This is a genomic window from Janthinobacterium sp. NKUCC08_JDC (assembly GCF_019345575.1).
GTDB classification, from domain to species: Bacteria; Pseudomonadota; Gammaproteobacteria; order Burkholderiales; family Burkholderiaceae_D; genus Janthinobacterium; species Janthinobacterium aestuarii.
Map to the genome: position 1 here is coordinate 283,883 of NZ_JAHKQW010000003.1, position 14,467 is coordinate 298,349.

Annotated in this window: 12 protein-coding genes; 8 read left to right on the forward strand and 4 right to left on the reverse strand. The window is 62.9% G+C overall.

All coding sequences use genetic code 11. The annotated features are described in order from the left end of the window. The first annotated feature begins 42 nt into the window (after positions 1-42). The 3 genes from KO538_RS11205 to KO538_RS11215 all read left to right on the forward strand — a co-directional run bounded on the left by KO538_RS11205 (position 43) and on the right by KO538_RS11215 (position 2,826). Positions 43-1,257: an AGE family epimerase/isomerase gene (locus KO538_RS11205; protein WP_219328358.1), complete on the forward strand. Its 1,215-nt coding sequence runs from the start codon at positions 43-45 to the stop codon at positions 1,255-1,257. Next, entirely contained in the window at positions 1,254-2,174 is a 921-nt protein-coding gene (locus KO538_RS11210; protein WP_034757596.1) for a carbohydrate kinase, read from the forward strand. Before KO538_RS11205 ends, KO538_RS11210 begins: the two co-directional genes overlap by 4 nt. 199 nt (positions 2,175-2,373) lie before the next feature. After that, entirely contained in the window at positions 2,374-2,826 is a 453-nt protein-coding gene (locus KO538_RS11215) for a hemerythrin domain-containing protein (protein WP_235502044.1), read from the forward strand. A gap of 19 nt (positions 2,827-2,845) precedes the next feature. On the opposite strand, the gene KO538_RS11220 is transcribed toward KO538_RS11215, so the two are convergent. Together KO538_RS11220 and KO538_RS11225 are read right to left on the reverse strand one after the other, a co-directional pair. Next, entirely contained in the window at positions 2,846-3,904 is a 1,059-nt protein-coding gene (locus tag KO538_RS11220) for a LacI family DNA-binding transcriptional regulator (protein WP_219328359.1), read from the reverse strand. Next, a complete protein-coding gene (locus KO538_RS11225; protein ID WP_070304396.1) occupies positions 3,888-5,801 on the reverse strand; it encodes a glucokinase in 1,914 nt (637 codons plus the stop codon). Before KO538_RS11225 ends, KO538_RS11220 begins: the two co-directional genes overlap by 17 nt. Before the next feature lie 345 nt (positions 5,802-6,146). On the opposite strand from KO538_RS11225, the gene KO538_RS11230 reads away from it, so the two are divergent. The 5 genes from KO538_RS11230 to KO538_RS11250 all read left to right on the forward strand — a co-directional run bounded on the left by KO538_RS11230 (position 6,147) and on the right by KO538_RS11250 (position 11,952). After that, on the forward strand, positions 6,147-7,466 hold the full coding sequence (locus tag KO538_RS11230; protein WP_080698777.1) for a carbohydrate porin: 1,320 nt from the start codon (positions 6,147-6,149) through the stop codon (positions 7,464-7,466). A 244-nt stretch (positions 7,467-7,710) separates the two neighbouring features. After that, the gene (locus KO538_RS11235) at positions 7,711-8,964 is read left to right on the forward strand and encodes an ABC transporter substrate-binding protein (RefSeq protein WP_034757604.1); all 1,254 of its coding nucleotides are present in this window, start codon (positions 7,711-7,713) and stop codon (positions 8,962-8,964) included. A gap of 112 nt (positions 8,965-9,076) precedes the next feature. Beyond that, the gene (locus KO538_RS11240; protein ID WP_010397323.1) at positions 9,077-9,961 is read left to right on the forward strand and encodes a carbohydrate ABC transporter permease; all 885 of its coding nucleotides are present in this window, start codon (positions 9,077-9,079) and stop codon (positions 9,959-9,961) included. Beyond that, positions 9,958-10,833, forward strand: coding sequence for a carbohydrate ABC transporter permease (locus KO538_RS11245; RefSeq protein ID WP_034757607.1), 876 nt, complete (start codon positions 9,958-9,960; stop codon positions 10,831-10,833). The genes KO538_RS11240 and KO538_RS11245 overlap by 4 nt, the downstream gene beginning before the upstream one ends. A 9-nt stretch (positions 10,834-10,842) precedes the next feature. Further along, positions 10,843-11,952, forward strand: a complete 1,110-nt coding sequence (locus tag KO538_RS11250; protein ID WP_219328360.1) for an ABC transporter ATP-binding protein — start codon at positions 10,843-10,845, stop codon at positions 11,950-11,952. A gap of 69 nt (positions 11,953-12,021) precedes the next feature. Here the strand turns inward: KO538_RS11250 and KO538_RS11255 are convergent, their stop codons facing one another. After that, positions 12,022-13,050, reverse strand: coding sequence for a ParB/Srx family N-terminal domain-containing protein (locus tag KO538_RS11255; protein WP_219328361.1), 1,029 nt, complete (start codon positions 13,048-13,050; stop codon positions 12,022-12,024). A 99-nt stretch (positions 13,051-13,149) separates the two neighbouring features. Further along, positions 13,150-14,385 (reverse strand): carbohydrate porin, encoded by a 1,236-nt coding sequence (locus KO538_RS11260; RefSeq protein WP_070303051.1) that lies wholly within the window; start codon positions 14,383-14,385, stop codon positions 13,150-13,152. Positions 14,386-14,467 lie beyond the last annotated feature (82 nt).

Genomic DNA, 14,467 nt, shown 5'->3' on the forward strand with positions numbered 1-14,467 from the left:
TGCTATCATCATTGTTATCGATAACAATATCATGAGAGAACCATGAATCCCGATTTCCGCTCCAAGGCGATGCTCGAAGCGCATATCCTGCACACGATGCACTTTTATCACCCGCGCGCCATTGACCCCAGCGGCGGCTTTTATCACTTCTTCCTCGACGATGGCACCGTGTACGACGCCAGCACGCGCCACCTGGTCAGCAGCACGCGCTTCATCTTCAATTACGCCATGGCGTACTGCCGTTTCGGCGGCGACGAATACCAGGCGGCCCTGCGCCACGGCGTGGCCTTTTTGCGCGACGCGCACCGCGACCCGGCCACGGGCGGCTACGCCTGGCAACTGTCGTGGAAAGACGGCGTCAAGACGGTGGAAGACGGCGCCAACCACTGCTACGGCCTGGCTTTCGTGCTGCTCGCCTATGCCCACGCCTTGCAGGCGGGGATGCCGGAAGCGCGCGCCTACCTGGACGAAACGTTCGAATTGATGGAACAGCGCTTCTGGCTGTCCGAACACGGCCTGTACGCGGACGTGGCCAGCGCCGACTGGTCTACTCTGGATGGCTACCGTGGCCAGAACGCGAACATGCATGCGTGCGAAGCGATGCTGGCCGCGTTCGAAGCGACGGGCGAGGCGCGCTATCTGCACCGTGCGGAAACCTTGGCGCACAACATCACCGTGCGCCAGGCGGGTCTGGCGAACGGCATGATCTGGGAACACTACACGCCCGACTGGGCTATCGACTGGGATTACAACCTGCACGACAAGAGCAATATCTTCCGTCCGTGGGGCTACCAGCCCGGCCACTTCACGGAATGGGCCAAGCTGCTGCTGATCATGGAGCGCCACGCCAAGTTCATGGCGGGTCCGTCCGACTGGCTGCTGCCGCGCGCGCGCGAACTGTACGACACGGCCCTGGCCAAGGCCTGGGATGGCACGCATGGCGGCATCCATTACGGTTTCGGCCCGCACGATGAAATCTGCGATGGCGACAAATACTTCTGGGTGCAGGCGGAAAGCTTCGCCGCCGCCGCCGTGCTGGCCGCGCGCACGGGCGACGAGGCCTACTGGCAAAGCTATGACAAGATCTGGGACTACAGCTGGAAGCACTTCATCGACCATGAACACGGCGCCTGGTACCGCATCCTGACGCCCGAGAACCAAAAAATCAGCAACAAGAAAAGCCCGGCCGGCAAGACCGATTACCATACCATGGGCGCCTGCTATGAAGTGCTGAACGCGATTGGCGGTGCGGCATGAGCACCTCTTTTCCAACTTTTGTGTCGGCTGGCGAAGCGCTGACGGACATGTTGCGCACGGGCCCTGACACGTGGAGCAGCCAGGTGGGCGGCTCGACCTGGAACGTGGCGCGCGTGATGGCGCGCCTGGGCGTGCCCAGCGCGTTTGCGGGCGCCGTCAGCCGCGACGTCTTCGGCGACGCGCTTGCCGCTGCCACCGACGTGGCGGGGCTGGACATGCGCTTCCTGCAGCGCCATGCGAAGTCGCCGCTGCTGGCCATCGTGCATGAACTGCATCCGCCCACGTATTACTTCATCGGCGACGATAGCGCCGACCTGCATTTCGACGCGGCGCGCTTGCCGGCCGGCTGGATGCAGGGCGCGCAATGGGTGCATTTCGGCGGCATCAGCCTGGCGCGCGAACCGCTGGCGGGCAAGCTGGTGGCCCTGGCGCAGGAGTTGAAGGCGGCTGGCGTGAAGATCAGCTACGACCCGAATTTCCGCATCATGATGGATGAACGCTACGACGCCACCCTGCGCCGCATGACGGAGCTGGCCGACGTGATCAAGGTGTCCGATGAAGACCTGGCCGGGCTGTTCCGCCACGGCGACATCGATGGCGCGTTTGCCATGCTGCGCAGCTGGAATCCGCACGCCACGTATTTATATACGCGCGGCGCGCAGGGCGCGGCCCTGTATCAGGGCGAACGGACGTGGCAGGCGGCGCCACCCGTCATCGAGGTAGTCGACTCGGTGGGGGCGGGCGACGCCAGCATCGGCGGCTTGTTGTACAGCCTGATGTACCGCCCGGATGCCGACGGCGGCCAGCACTTGCGCTTTGCCGTCGCGGCCGGCGCGGGTGCCTGCCTGGCGGCCGGCGCCGCGCCGCCTTCGGTGGAGCTGGTGCAGTCGCTCGAGACACGCACGGTCGTCAGTTAAGTCAGGGTTAGCCTGATCTGCATCAACAAGGTAGCCGCATTTACGCTTGGCCTACCTTGTTGTAAGCAATGCTCCTACATGGCTACCGCAGGGTGCTGCCTACAATGTCTATTTCGTGCTGACACTTGGAGACAACATCATGGCCACCCAATCACCTCAGGCAGCTTCCGTTTCCCAAACACAGGCAGGCATGCCGGACATGGACGCGATCGAACTGCTGACGCAAGACCATCAAACCGTAAAAGAACTGTTCGAACAGTATGAGGGCCTCAGCGACCGTTCGCTCGTCAGCAAGCGCAAGCTGGCCCTGAAAATCTGTGAGGAACTGAGCAAGCATGCGATGGTGGAAGAAGAAATCTTCTATCCCGCCGTGCGCGACGCCAGCCGTTCGAACGAAGACTTGATCGATGAAGCCACCGTTGAGCACGCATCAGCCAAGGAGCTGATCGCGCAAATCGTCGCCATGGCGCCCGGCGAAGACTTGTATGACGCCAAGGTCAAGGTACTGTCCGAGCAAATCGATCACCACGTGCTGGAAGAGGAGGGCGAGATTTTCCCGCGCGCGCGCGACGCGGAAATCGACCTGGAAGCCATGGGCAGCCAGATCGCGGCGCGCAAGGCGGAAATCGAGCTGCCCGACATGCAGGCGTGAGCGTCATGGATGCGCTTGGCTAGCGCGGGCGTCCCGTCGACGCGCGTTCCATCAAGGTAAACGCCATCAAATGATGTGTGGCCGTCGCCGTTTCCCCGGCGCGGCGCTGGCGGATTTCGTCGATGACGAGACTGACGGCGGCGCGCGCCATGTCGGCGATGGGCTGGTGGATGGTGGTCAGCTCGGGCCAGACCGTGGTGGCGACGGGCGTGTCGTCGAAACCGCACACGCTCAATTCCGCCGGCACCTGCAAGCCCATGCCGTGCGCCACGGCCAGGGTGGCGGCGGCCATGTCGTCGTTGCTGGCGAAGATGGCGCTCGGGTGCGGTGCTTGCGCCAGCAACTGGCGCGCCGCATCGAGCCCCGAACGATACGTAAAGTAGCCTTGCGCCACCCTGTGCGGCGCCACTGGCAAGCCCGCTTCCCGCATGGCGTCCTCGAAGGCCTGGCGGCGCAGCAGGGCGGGCGTGTGCGCCGGGTCGCCTTCGATGAAGCCGATGTCGCGGTGGCCCAGCGCGATCAAATGGTGCGTCATGGCCAGCGCGCCTTCGTAGTCGTCGATGCGCACGGCCGAGACGCCGGGCGAGGGGCGCGCCGTGGCCACGGCGATGGCGGGGATGCCCATCTGGTTCAGTTGCGCCAGTACCGCGGGCGAATCGCACAGGGGCGGCGGCACGAGGATGCCGTCCACGCCGGCGGCCACCAGGCAATCGATGCCGGCGCGCTGGCTGCCCTGGTCTTCGCAGCGTTCGAGCAGCAGCTGGCCGCCGCCCTGGCGGCACTGGTCCATGGCGCCGACGAGGAATTCGCTGAGGAAGGCGGCGCTGGGGTTGCTGTACAGGAGACCGATGCGCAGGGTGCCCGTGCGGGCGGCTCTAGCCGCCAGGTTGGGCTGGTAGCGCAGGCTGGCGATCGCCGCCTCGACCTTGTCGCGCGTGGCCGTGCTGACGCTGGCGCGCCCGTTGATCACGCGCGATACCGTCATGGCCGACACGCCGGCCACGCGCGCCACGTCGTGCACAGTGGCCCCGCTGGCGGTGTCTGGTGCGGCGTGCGCCGCCTTATTCGAGGTGGCCACCGAATTTCAGCTTGCCGCTGATGCGCATGCCGTGCAACTGACCTTCTTCCAGCTCGGCGGCGCTGGTGCGCTGCGCCGTGTCGCGCCGCGCCAGTCCCACCGACAGGATATCGAGCATCATCAACTGCAGCAGGCGCACGATCATGGGCACGAAATTGAGGTTGCCTTCCGGGTGGTTCAAGGTCAGCAGCACGTCGGCCAGCTTGGCCAGCGGCGAACCGCTGGCCGTGATCGCCAGCACGCGCGCGCCGCAGCCCTGCGCCACCTTGACGGTGCGCAGCAGGTCGGGCAGGGCGCCCGAGCGGGAAATGACCAGCGCCACATCGCCCGGTTTGAGCATGGCGGCGCTCATTTCCTGCGCCTGCGGGTCGGCAAAGAAGCTGCTGACGATGCCCAGGTTGAGCAGCTTGTGCTGCATGTCGTCGGCCACCACGCGGGCGCTTCCCACGGCCAGCAGTTCCACGCGCTGCGCGCCGCGCAGCAGTTCGATGGCCGCCGTCAGCGCTTTCACGTCGAGCATGTCGCGCATGGCCAGCGCGGCCGAGGCATTATTGCCCAGCACCTTGCGCGCCAATTCGGCGTCGGAGTCCGAGATCTCCACGTGGCAGTGGGCCACCGTGATGGCGCCGCCCGTCAGGCCGGACGCCAGCTTCAATTTGAAGTCGGCCAGGCCCTGTACGCCGATCGATCGGCAAAAGCGCATTACGGTCGGCTGGCTCACGCCCACCCGCTGGGCGATTTCGGCGATCGGCAGCGTGAGCATGGCGTTTGGTTCCTTCAGCACCCAGTCGGCCACCTTGCATTCCGATGGGCTCATGCGTCCGCGCGCCTGGCGCACGGATTCGAGCACGGGCGCGCCGGTATGGGCGCGCTTGAGCTTTTGCGCCAGGATGGCGGCGATGCCGAGAAACGTCGGCAGTTCGGCCGTGATCAGGAAGGTGGGAATCTGCGCCAGGTATTCGTTCAGGCGGCCCTTTTGCTCGAAGCGGGCGCGGAACTGCGACTGTTCGAACAGGGGACCCAGGCGCGGCACGATGCCCCCGCCTATATAGATGCCGCCCAGCGCGCCCAGGGTCATGGCCACGTTGCCGGCGATGGAGCCGAGGATGGCGCAAAAGCAGTCCACCGCTTCGAGGCACACGTCACATTCATTGTTCAGGGCGCGGCTGGTGATGTCGGCTGCCAGCAGCAGCGGCGCATCGGGCTTGCCGGCGCGCTCGGACAGGGCGCGGTAGATCAGTTCCAGCCCCCGTCCGGAAGCGAGGCGCTCGGCCGAGACGTGCGACAGCTCGCGCCAGGCGAAGGACAGCACGTCCATCTCGCGCTGGTCGCACGGAGCGAAGCTGACGTGGCCCCCTTCGCTGCCCAGCGCGATCCAGCGGTCTTCGGCGGGGATCATGCCCGACACGCCCAGGCCCGTGCCCGAACCGAGCAAGCCGATGACACTGTCGGCGCGCGCCATGCCGCCGCCGATCTGCTGGCGCTGGTCGGGCCGCAGATAGGGCAGGGCCATGGCCAGCGCCGTGAAGTCGTTCACCACCAGCAGGGTGTCGAGGCCCAGCGCGGCGCGCATCGCCTCGATCGAGAAGAACCAGTGATGGTTCATCATGCGGATATTGTCGTCGTCGATGGGATTGGCGATGGCGATGGCCGCATGGCGCACGCGCGCCGAACCGGCGGCGCGCGCCTCGTCGCTGTCAATATATGCGGTGATGGCGTCGAGCAGCGAAGCGTAGTCGTCGCAGGGCAGCACGGCCACCGCTTCCAGGTGGCCCTGGCGCGTTTCCAGCACGAAGCGGGCATTGGTGCCGCCGATGTCCGCCAGCAGGCGCGGGCCTTCACTGAAACGCTCCGCCGGATCACTGCCTGCTACTTCCATTTTTTCATCAATTTTCATGGCGGTGCCTAGTCTCGTATGCGTGCACGGTCGTGGCCGCGCACTGTCGTTATGGCAAAAACCAAGGATTTTAATTCGTATACGTGCCGCGTGCCGAAAAATGCGGGGTGCTTGCGCAAATGCCCGCCCACAGTGCCGGATGCTGCGGTGTCGGCGGGAAAAAGCAGGGCAGTCAACCCGTATATCGGTACGCAAATAAAGTGTCGCAGAGTAGTCGTAGGATTACAACATAATATGTTGATATTTGTTCGTAGTATAGTTACTATGTCCCTGCTGGAAAGAATTCTGGCCAGTACATTCGGCCACGAATGACTAGATAAAAAATAACTACTGAGGAGACTTACCATGCTGCATCGCAACATGTTGAAGGCCGTGTTGAAGACACTGCCAGCTGCCATCGTCTTAGCCATCGCCAGCGGTTCCGCTGCCGCCGATCCAATGTACCCATCCGACTCCGAAGGCTTCCACGGCTACCTGCGCGCTGGCGCCGGCAGCAATACGTCGGGCGACGGCGGTTCGCAAGGCTGCTTCGGCCTCGGTGGCAACACCATGAAATATCGTCTGGGCAATGAGTGCGACGCCTACACGGAGTTCGGCTACACCAAGTCCGTTGCCCAATCCGGCGGCGTGAACTTCCTGGCCACGATCTGGGTCAACGCTTACGCGCCAAACTCGGATTTCGGCGACAACAAACTGGGCATCGTCAAAGCCTATGTCGAAGCGCAGGGACTCGATTTCCTGAACGGCGGCACGGCCTGGGTCGGTAAACGCTTCTACTACCGTCCTGACATCCACATGCTGGACTTGCAATACATCAACATGAACGGCACGGGCGCCGGCCTGGACCGCATTCCGATGGGTCCCGGTAAATTCTCGTACGCCTTCTTCAAGGACAACGACATCGCCCAGCGCGATGACGACAAAGGCTCGCGCAGCGGCGTACCTGGCGCCTACCTGGGCACGAAATCGGCCGTGCGCCAGAACTTCATCTACGGCGAAATCCCCGTCAATGAAAACGGTACCCTGGACCTGGCCGCGACCTACATCATCGGCGAAGGCAAGGATGACGCCATCCTGGGCAAGCGCAATAACGGCTGGCAGCTGTCGGCATTCCACCGTCAAGCGAAAGTCTTCGGCGGCGGCAATACCTTCGGCGTGCAGTACGGCGTCGGTCCTGGCGTCGGCGGTGCCGGCAACGGCCAGTTCGGCGCTTCGGGCGACACCGGTTTCGGTTCGGACCGCAAGCGTACGCGCGTCTTCAATGACATGGCGATCCAGCCGATGGCCAACTTCGGCATGGAATTTGTCGCCCTGTGGCAAAAAGACGAGTCGAATGCTACCGGTTCCTCGACCTGGACCTCGGTCGGCGTGCGTCCTGTGTACGCGTTCACCAACAACTTCAAGCTGGTGGGCGAACTGGGTACGGACCGCGTGACGCAATCGGGCGGCCAGCCAGCCAAGCGCCTGACCAAGCTGACCATCGCACCGACGATCTCCGCCGGTCCTGGCCTGTGGTCGCGTCCTGAACTGCGCGCTTTCGTGACCTACGGCAAATGGAACGATGCGGCCACCGCCTCGGTCAATGCGTCGAACAACGGCGGCCCGATCTATAACAACAATACCAGCGGCACTTCCTACGGTTTCCAGGTAGAAACCTGGTTCTAAGTTTGCAGGCGTCGTAAGTCTAGATCAACCTGGCGCATCCTTCGCGGATGCGTTTTTGGCGCCGTCCCGTGATATAAATGCAATGTAGTCATGTCATGGATCACGGCGCCGTCTTTACACCAAGATGATGCCCGTTTACAAGCGGGTCTGAGCACAAGAGCGTCGATACAGGCGCAGATTTCACCTTTTTCGGCCCCCGTATGCCGAAGCCCCCTAAAAGCTTGATCAAAAAAGGAATGTGGAGATGAAACTGAAATTCAAGATTACCCAACTGGCCGCATTGACCACCCTGGCATTCGCTGGCAGCGCCTTTGCGACCGACGTGGAAGTGTTGCACTACTGGACCTCCGGCGGCGAAGCGAAGTCCGTGGGCCAGTTGCAGCAAATCGTGAAAGAAAGCGGCTTCGGCTGGAAAGACTTCGCCGTGGCCGGCGGCGCTGGCGAAAACGCCGCGACCGCGCTGAAAACCCGCGTCATTTCCGGCAACCCGCCGACAGCCGCCCAGATCAAGGGCCCATCGATCCAGGAATGGGGCGCTGAAGGCGTGCTGGCCAATATCGATGATGCCGCCATTCCAGGCAAATGGGATGCCGTTCTGCCGAAAGTCGTCGCCGACATCATGAAGTACAAGGGCCACTACGTTGCCGCTCCCGTCAACGTCCACCGCGTCAACTGGATGTGGGTCAATCCGGAAGTGCTGAAAAAAGCCGGCGTGGCCACCACCCCGACGACCTGGGATGCGTTCTTCGACGCAGCCGAGAAAATCAAGAAATCGGGCGGCATCGCGATCGCCCACGGCGGCCAGCCTTGGCAGGACGCCACCGTGTTTGAATCCGTCGCGCTGGGCGTGGGCGGCACGGAGTTCTACAAGAAAGCCATCCTCAAGCTGGACCAGAAGGAATTGACCGGCCCGACCATGCTCAAAGTGTTCGACACCCTGGGCAAGGTGAAGACCTACATCGACAAGGATGCGGCTGGCCGCGACTGGAATCTGGCGACCGCCATGGTCATCAACAACAAGGCCGGCTTCCAGTTCATGGGCGACTGGGCCAAGGGCGAGTTCACGGCCGCTGGCAAAGTGCCGGGCAAGGACTATCTGTGCGTGGCAGCGCCTGGCACGGACAAGGCCTACACCTTCAACATCGATTCGTTTGCCATGTTCACGCAAAAGGATGCGAATGCGAAGAAAGGGCAGATCGCCCTGGCCAACGCCATCATGAATCCGAAGTTCCAGTCGATCTTCAACCTGAACAAGGGTTCGATTCCTGTGCGTTCCGGCGTTTCGAAGGACAAGTTTGACGCTTGCGCCCTGAAATCGATGGAAGACATGGACGCCACCAACAAGTCCGGCGGCCTGGTGCCATCGTTCGCCCACGGCATGGCGCTGCCATCGGCCACGCAAGGCGCCGTGACCGACGTCATCGCCAAGTTCATGAACACCAACATGAGCTCGAAAGACGCGGTTGCAGCTTTGGCCAAAGCGGCAAAAGTGAAGTAATCACGACGGCGCCGGCACGCTCGCCGGCGCCCGCTGCATTGCATGCATCGCAGGCGTCCGCCCTGGCTTCGACCAGGCCGGCGCCACACGCAGTTCTCTCTACGGCTCTCCTATGTCCATACGCAAGCAATTCGACCGATGGATACCGCAGATGGTGTTGGGCCCCACGCTCATCGCCAGCTTGGTATTCGTCTATGGTTTTATCTTTTTGACCGGTTGGCTGTCGCTGACCGAATCGCGGCTGATGCCGAACTACGAGTTCGCCGGCCTGGTGCAATACGTCGAGCTGTTCGACAACGAGCGCTGGTGGACCTCGCTCAAGAACCTCGGCATCTTCGGTGTCCTGTTCATCGGTTGCAGCATCGCCATCGGCCTGTTCCTGGCCATCCTGCTGGACCAGAAAATCCGCGCCGAAGGCGCGCTGCGCGCCATCTACCTGTATCCGATGGCGCTGTCCTTCATCGTCACCGGCACGGCCTGGAAATGGATGCTCAATCCCAGCCTGGGCCTGGAAAAGGTCATGCACGACTGGGGTTGGACCTCGTTTACCTTCGACTGGCTGGTGAACTCCGACATGGCCATCTACACGGTGGTGATCGCCGGCGTATGGCAGTCGTCGGGCTTTGTCATGGCACTGTTCCTGGCAGGCCTGCGCGGTATCGATGACGAGATCATCAAGGCGGCGCAAGTCGATGGCGCATCCCTGCCGACGATCTACTGGCGCATCGTGATTCCCGCCATGCGTCCCGTGTTCTTCAGCGTGCTGCTGATCCTCGCGCATATCGCCATCAAGAGCTTCGACCTGGTCATCGCACTGACGGCTGGCGGACCTGGCAACTCGTCGTCCGTGCCGGCCATCTTCATGTACCAGTTTTCCTTCACCCGTGGCCAGCTGGGCCTGGGCTCGGCATCGGCAATGATGATGCTGGCCACCATCGTGGCCGTGCTCGTGCCGCTGATGTATCTGGAAACGCGCAGCGCAAAGGCGATGAGATGACACACACTCCTACACGTAACAACAAACTCACCCTGGGACGGGTGGTGTTATACCTGCTGCTGATTTTGTTCGCGGTGTACTACATCGTGCCCCTGTACGTGACCCTGTCGACGTCGTTCAAGTCGCTCGACGAGATCCGCAGCGGCAACCTGCTGGCCTTGCCGCACGTGTGGCAATTTGATTCCTGGTCCAAGGCCTGGTCTTCGGCCTGCACGGGCGTCACCTGCGACGGTATGCAGCCGTTCTTCTGGAACTCGATCAAGATGGTCATTCCCGCCGTGCTGATCTCGACCTTCCTTGGGGCCTTCAACGGCTATGTGTTCGCGCACTGGCGCTTCCGCGGTTCGGAAATCCTGTTTGCCGCCTTGCTGGTGGGCTGCTTCATTCCGTTCCAGGTGGTGATCCTGCCGATGGCGCGCTTGCTGGGCGAATTCGGCCTGGCCAATACCACCACGGGGCTCGTCTTCGTGCACGTGGTGTACGGCACGGCGTTCACGACCCTGTTCTTCCGTAACTACTACATCGGCGTGCCGGAAGAACTGATCAAGGCGGCCCGCATCGACGGCGCCGGCTTCTTCCTGATCTTCCGCAAGATCGTGCTGCCGATTTCGGGTCCGATTTTCGTCGTCTGCATCATCTGGCAATTCACGCAGATCTGGAACGACTTCCTGTTCGGGATCGTGTTCGCCAGCGGCGATTCGCAGCCGATCACGGTGGGCTTGAACAATCTGGTCAACACGTCCACGGGCGTGAAGGAATACAACGTCAACATGGCCGCCGCGGTGATTGCCGCGCTGCCGACCCTGCTGGTCTATCTGGTCGCAGGCCGTTATTTTGTGCGCGGTCTGACCGCAGGCGCAGTCAAAGGTTAAGGAAAGAATATGTCCAGTTTATCGATACGCAGCATCCGCAAGGTGTACACGAATGGCGTCGAAGTCCTCAAGGGCATCGACATCGAGATCAAGGATGGCCAGTTCCTGATCCTCGTCGGCGGCTCCGGCTCCGGCAAGTCGACCTTGCTCAACATGGTGGCCGGCCTGGAAAGCGTCACGTCCGGCGAAATCCTCATCGACAGCAAGGTCGTCAACGACTTGCCGCCGAAGGACCGCGACATCGCCATGGTGTTCCAGTCCTACGCGCTGTACCCGTCGATGACGGTGCGCGAAAACATCGCGTTCGGCCTGAACGTGAAAAAGGTGCCGAAGGCGGAGCAGGAAGAAATCGTCGCCCGCGTCGCTGAAACCCTGCAGATCACGCACTTGCTGGACCGCCGTCCGGCGCAGTTGTCGGGTGGCCAGCGCCAGAGGGTCGCCATGGGCCGCGCCATTTCGCGCAAGCCGTCGCTGTTCCTGTTCGACGAACCGCTGTCGAACCTGGACGCCAAGCTGCGCGTGGAAATGCGCGCCGAGATCAAGCTGCTGCACCAGCGCCTGAAAGCCACCATCGTCTACGTCACGCATGACCAGATCGAGGCGATGACGATGGGCGACCTGATCGCCGTCATGAAGGATGGGGTGGTGCAGCAACTGGGCACGCCGCAGGAAATCTACGACAATCCGGCCAACCTGTTCGTGGCCGGCTTCATCGGCTCGCCGTCGATGAACTTCATCACCGTCAAGCCTGTCATCGAAGGCAACGAGGTGTTTGTCGCCATCGAGAACGCAGGCAAGAGCTTGCGCCTGGCCTTGCCGTTTGCCGCCGACAAGCTGCGCAGCTATGCGGGCCGCGACGTGATCCTGGGCGTGCGTCCGGAGCAGATCACGGACATGAGCAGCGCACACGGCGACGTGGGCCAGGAACTCGGTTGTTTGATCGACCTCGTCGAGCCAACCGGTCCCGACACCTTGCTGACGACGCGTTTGAACGGCGCGGCCGTGACTTGCCGCACGCACCCGCGCGAAGCCGTGCTGCCGGGGCAGACCATGCAGTTGTCGTTCAACCTGTCGAAAGCGGCCCTGTTCGATCCGGCCAACGGCGAACGCATCGCCTAAGCAGCACCTGCAATAGAAAACGGCCCGCTTGTCGCATGACAGGCGGGCCGTTGTCGTTTACGCCGCCGTCTATTGCGCCAGCGATTTTTTATAGGCGATGGCGTGGCGCAGCTTGCCCTTGTCGTCGATCAGTTCATCGAACGCTTCCCGGTTGACTTCCCGCAGGGCACCCAGCTCGCGCGCGCTCTTGCCGCCGCTGACGATATCGTCCGGTTGCAGCGCCACCATCGCCTGCGCGGCCAGCAGGACCGCATTCGCATACGCGGTGGCATCGCGCAGGTCGACGCGCGCCAGGTCCAGCGCCGGCATGCGGCGCAGCCAGCCGGCCCAGTAAAACTCGAGAAATTCCGTGGCGTGCTCCGGCGGCTCGTAGCCGATCCCGCGCGTAAAGTAGACGAGCGAGCGGTACGGGTCGTCGCCCAGGGACTGCAGGCCGATGGCGGACGGCAGCTGCCGCGGCGTGATGGCCTGGTGGCGGCCATTTTTCAGCCACACCTTGTTTTCCTCGCGCATGCGGGTCCAGAACGCCGCTTCGCCCAGCGCGCTGAAATTGTCGCTGACCTTGACCCAGACTTTCATTTGACGATTGCGCCCGCCGTCGGCCTCCCAAAATGTGGAAAACGTGTGGTGGCCATCGGTCAGATACACGATGCCGCGCGGGCCGATGACGACGGTCTTCATGTCGTCCGGACGGCTGCCTACGGCCGCCTTGCAGCGGTAGCCGGCCGGCGGTGCGCTGAGCGTGGCGCCGGGCACATTGGCCGTGTTGGGCAAGACGTCGCCCTGGCCATTGGCTTCGCACAGGTCGGCGAATTTCTTTGGCTTGGCGATGTCGGCGATGTGTTTTTCTTCGGCCGCATAGCGTCCCAGCTTGTAATACACCTGGTCGTAGCCGATGGCCGGCTGGGTCGGATGCAATTCATCGAGGCGTACTTGCAGGATGCGCGGATGGGTGGCACTGCCCACGACGGTGGCCATCAGCGCCTGCTGGCGCGCGCTGAAGACCGGTGCCGGCGCGACGGCGGCGTCGCGGGCCCAGGCCATGCTGGTGAAAACGAGGGCCAGCGTGGCGGCGGCCCGGGGGAATGCGGCGTGCATGCGGCCTCCGAAGTGAGCGGTATGGCGTGCAGCATAGCGCGGCACGCGATTTCGCGCAGTCCGACAGGCGCATGCACTGCGCCATATCAAGACAGCATCTTAAAACCACGTCTCCACTTGCAGGCCGAACGAGGTGCCGCTGGTGGCGTTGCCATACACGGGACCCGATTCATTGGCCTTGTTGACGGCGGCCGTGGCGGCGTCGTTCCATTTGCCGTACGTGACGAAGGCGCGCAGCTCGGGGCGCGACCAGTAACCCTTGCCCGCCGTCAGGGTGGGCGCGAAGGTCAGCTTGGTCAGGCGCTGCGCGGCGCCGCCCGTGGGCGAGGTCACGCGGTCGGTGCCCAGTTCGAACTGCAGCTTGAAGTTGTCGTTGACGGCATACACGGGGCGCACGCCCAGGGTGGTCCAGGTCGAGCTGCCGCCCGTGGCGTCGGATTTGTCGCGCTGCACGATGGCGATCATTTCCGCGCTCCATTCCGGCGTCGGCTGTATCCACAGCGAATTGAAGATGCGCAAGCGCGTGACGTCGCTGCCGTTGCGGATCGAGCCCGTCGTGCCCATGCGGTCGCAGCACTGGCCGCCGGCGCCCGTGCCCGGCCCGACGCCGTACTGGATGCCGAAGGTGTTGGCGCCGCCCCATACTTTATCCTGCTTGTGCAGCACGGTGGCTTGCCAGCCGCTGTGCGAGGTGCTGTCCTTCTTGTCGGGCGTGATCAGGGTGGTCAGCACTTCCAGCGTGCCATCCTGGTTGATGGGGATGCCCTGGTAGACGAGGTTTTGCCGGATGGCCGAGTTGCCGGGCTTGTCGTTATCCTTGAAGAAACCATAGCTGATGCGGCCCGGTCCCAGCTTGTACTGGTCGATGCCGCCGCCCGTGCCGTTCATATTGATGTATTGCAAGTCCAGCATGTGGATGTCGGGACGCATGTAGTAGCGCTTGCCGATCCAGGCCGTGCCGCCGTTGAGGATTTCGATGTTTTTCGCTTCCACGTACATCTTCGACATGCTCAGGTCCGAATCGCTGACGGCGGAGCTGGGCGTATAGGCGGCCACCATGATATGGCCGACGAAGCTGACGCCGTTGGGCGACTTGGCCATTTCCTTCTGGTATTCGAATTCGCCATAGGTGTCGCATTCGTTGCCGAGCCGGTAGCGCATGGTATTGCCGCCCAGGCCGTAGCAGCTTTGCGGGCCGCGGCTGTCCGTGCTCGAGCCGAGGCCGGCGCGGAAGTAGCCGTGGTATTCGCCTTCGGCATCGCTGGCGTGGGCGGCGCCGCAGGCCAGCAGCATGGCGCAGGCCAGCGCCAGCGAGGTCTTCATCGGGTGTTGCATGGAGTCTCCTTGTCGTTATCAAAATGCGTGCTTGAGCACGTCGTACCGGATCGCTGCCGATCCAATCGGGGAACTGCCTGGG

What these genes read in the sequence shown, in the direction of transcription:
- KO538_RS11205 (WP_219328358.1), top strand. Translation starts at nt 43, where the DNA reads ATGAATCCCGATTTCCGCTCCAAGGCGATGCTCGAAGCGCATATCCTG.
- KO538_RS11210 (WP_034757596.1), top strand. Translation starts at nt 1,254, where the DNA reads ATGAGCACCTCTTTTCCAACTTTTGTGTCGGCTGGCGAAGCGCTGACG.
- KO538_RS11215 (WP_235502044.1), top strand. Translation starts at nt 2,374, where the DNA reads ATGGACGCGATCGAACTGCTGACGCAAGACCATCAAACCGTAAAAGAA.
- KO538_RS11225 (WP_070304396.1), bottom strand. Translation starts at nt 5,801, where the DNA reads ATGAAAATTGATGAAAAAATGGAAGTAGCAGGCAGTGATCCGGCGGAG.
- KO538_RS11230 (WP_080698777.1), top strand. Translation starts at nt 6,147, where the DNA reads ATGCTGCATCGCAACATGTTGAAGGCCGTGTTGAAGACACTGCCAGCT.
- KO538_RS11235 (WP_034757604.1), top strand. Translation starts at nt 7,711, where the DNA reads ATGAAACTGAAATTCAAGATTACCCAACTGGCCGCATTGACCACCCTG.
- KO538_RS11240 (WP_010397323.1), top strand. Translation starts at nt 9,077, where the DNA reads ATGTCCATACGCAAGCAATTCGACCGATGGATACCGCAGATGGTGTTG.
- KO538_RS11245 (WP_034757607.1), top strand. Translation starts at nt 9,958, where the DNA reads ATGACACACACTCCTACACGTAACAACAAACTCACCCTGGGACGGGTG.
- KO538_RS11250 (WP_219328360.1), top strand. Translation starts at nt 10,843, where the DNA reads ATGTCCAGTTTATCGATACGCAGCATCCGCAAGGTGTACACGAATGGC.
- KO538_RS11255 (WP_219328361.1), bottom strand. Translation starts at nt 13,050, where the DNA reads ATGCACGCCGCATTCCCCCGGGCCGCCGCCACGCTGGCCCTCGTTTTC.
- KO538_RS11260 (WP_070303051.1), bottom strand. Translation starts at nt 14,385, where the DNA reads ATGCAACACCCGATGAAGACCTCGCTGGCGCTGGCCTGCGCCATGCTG.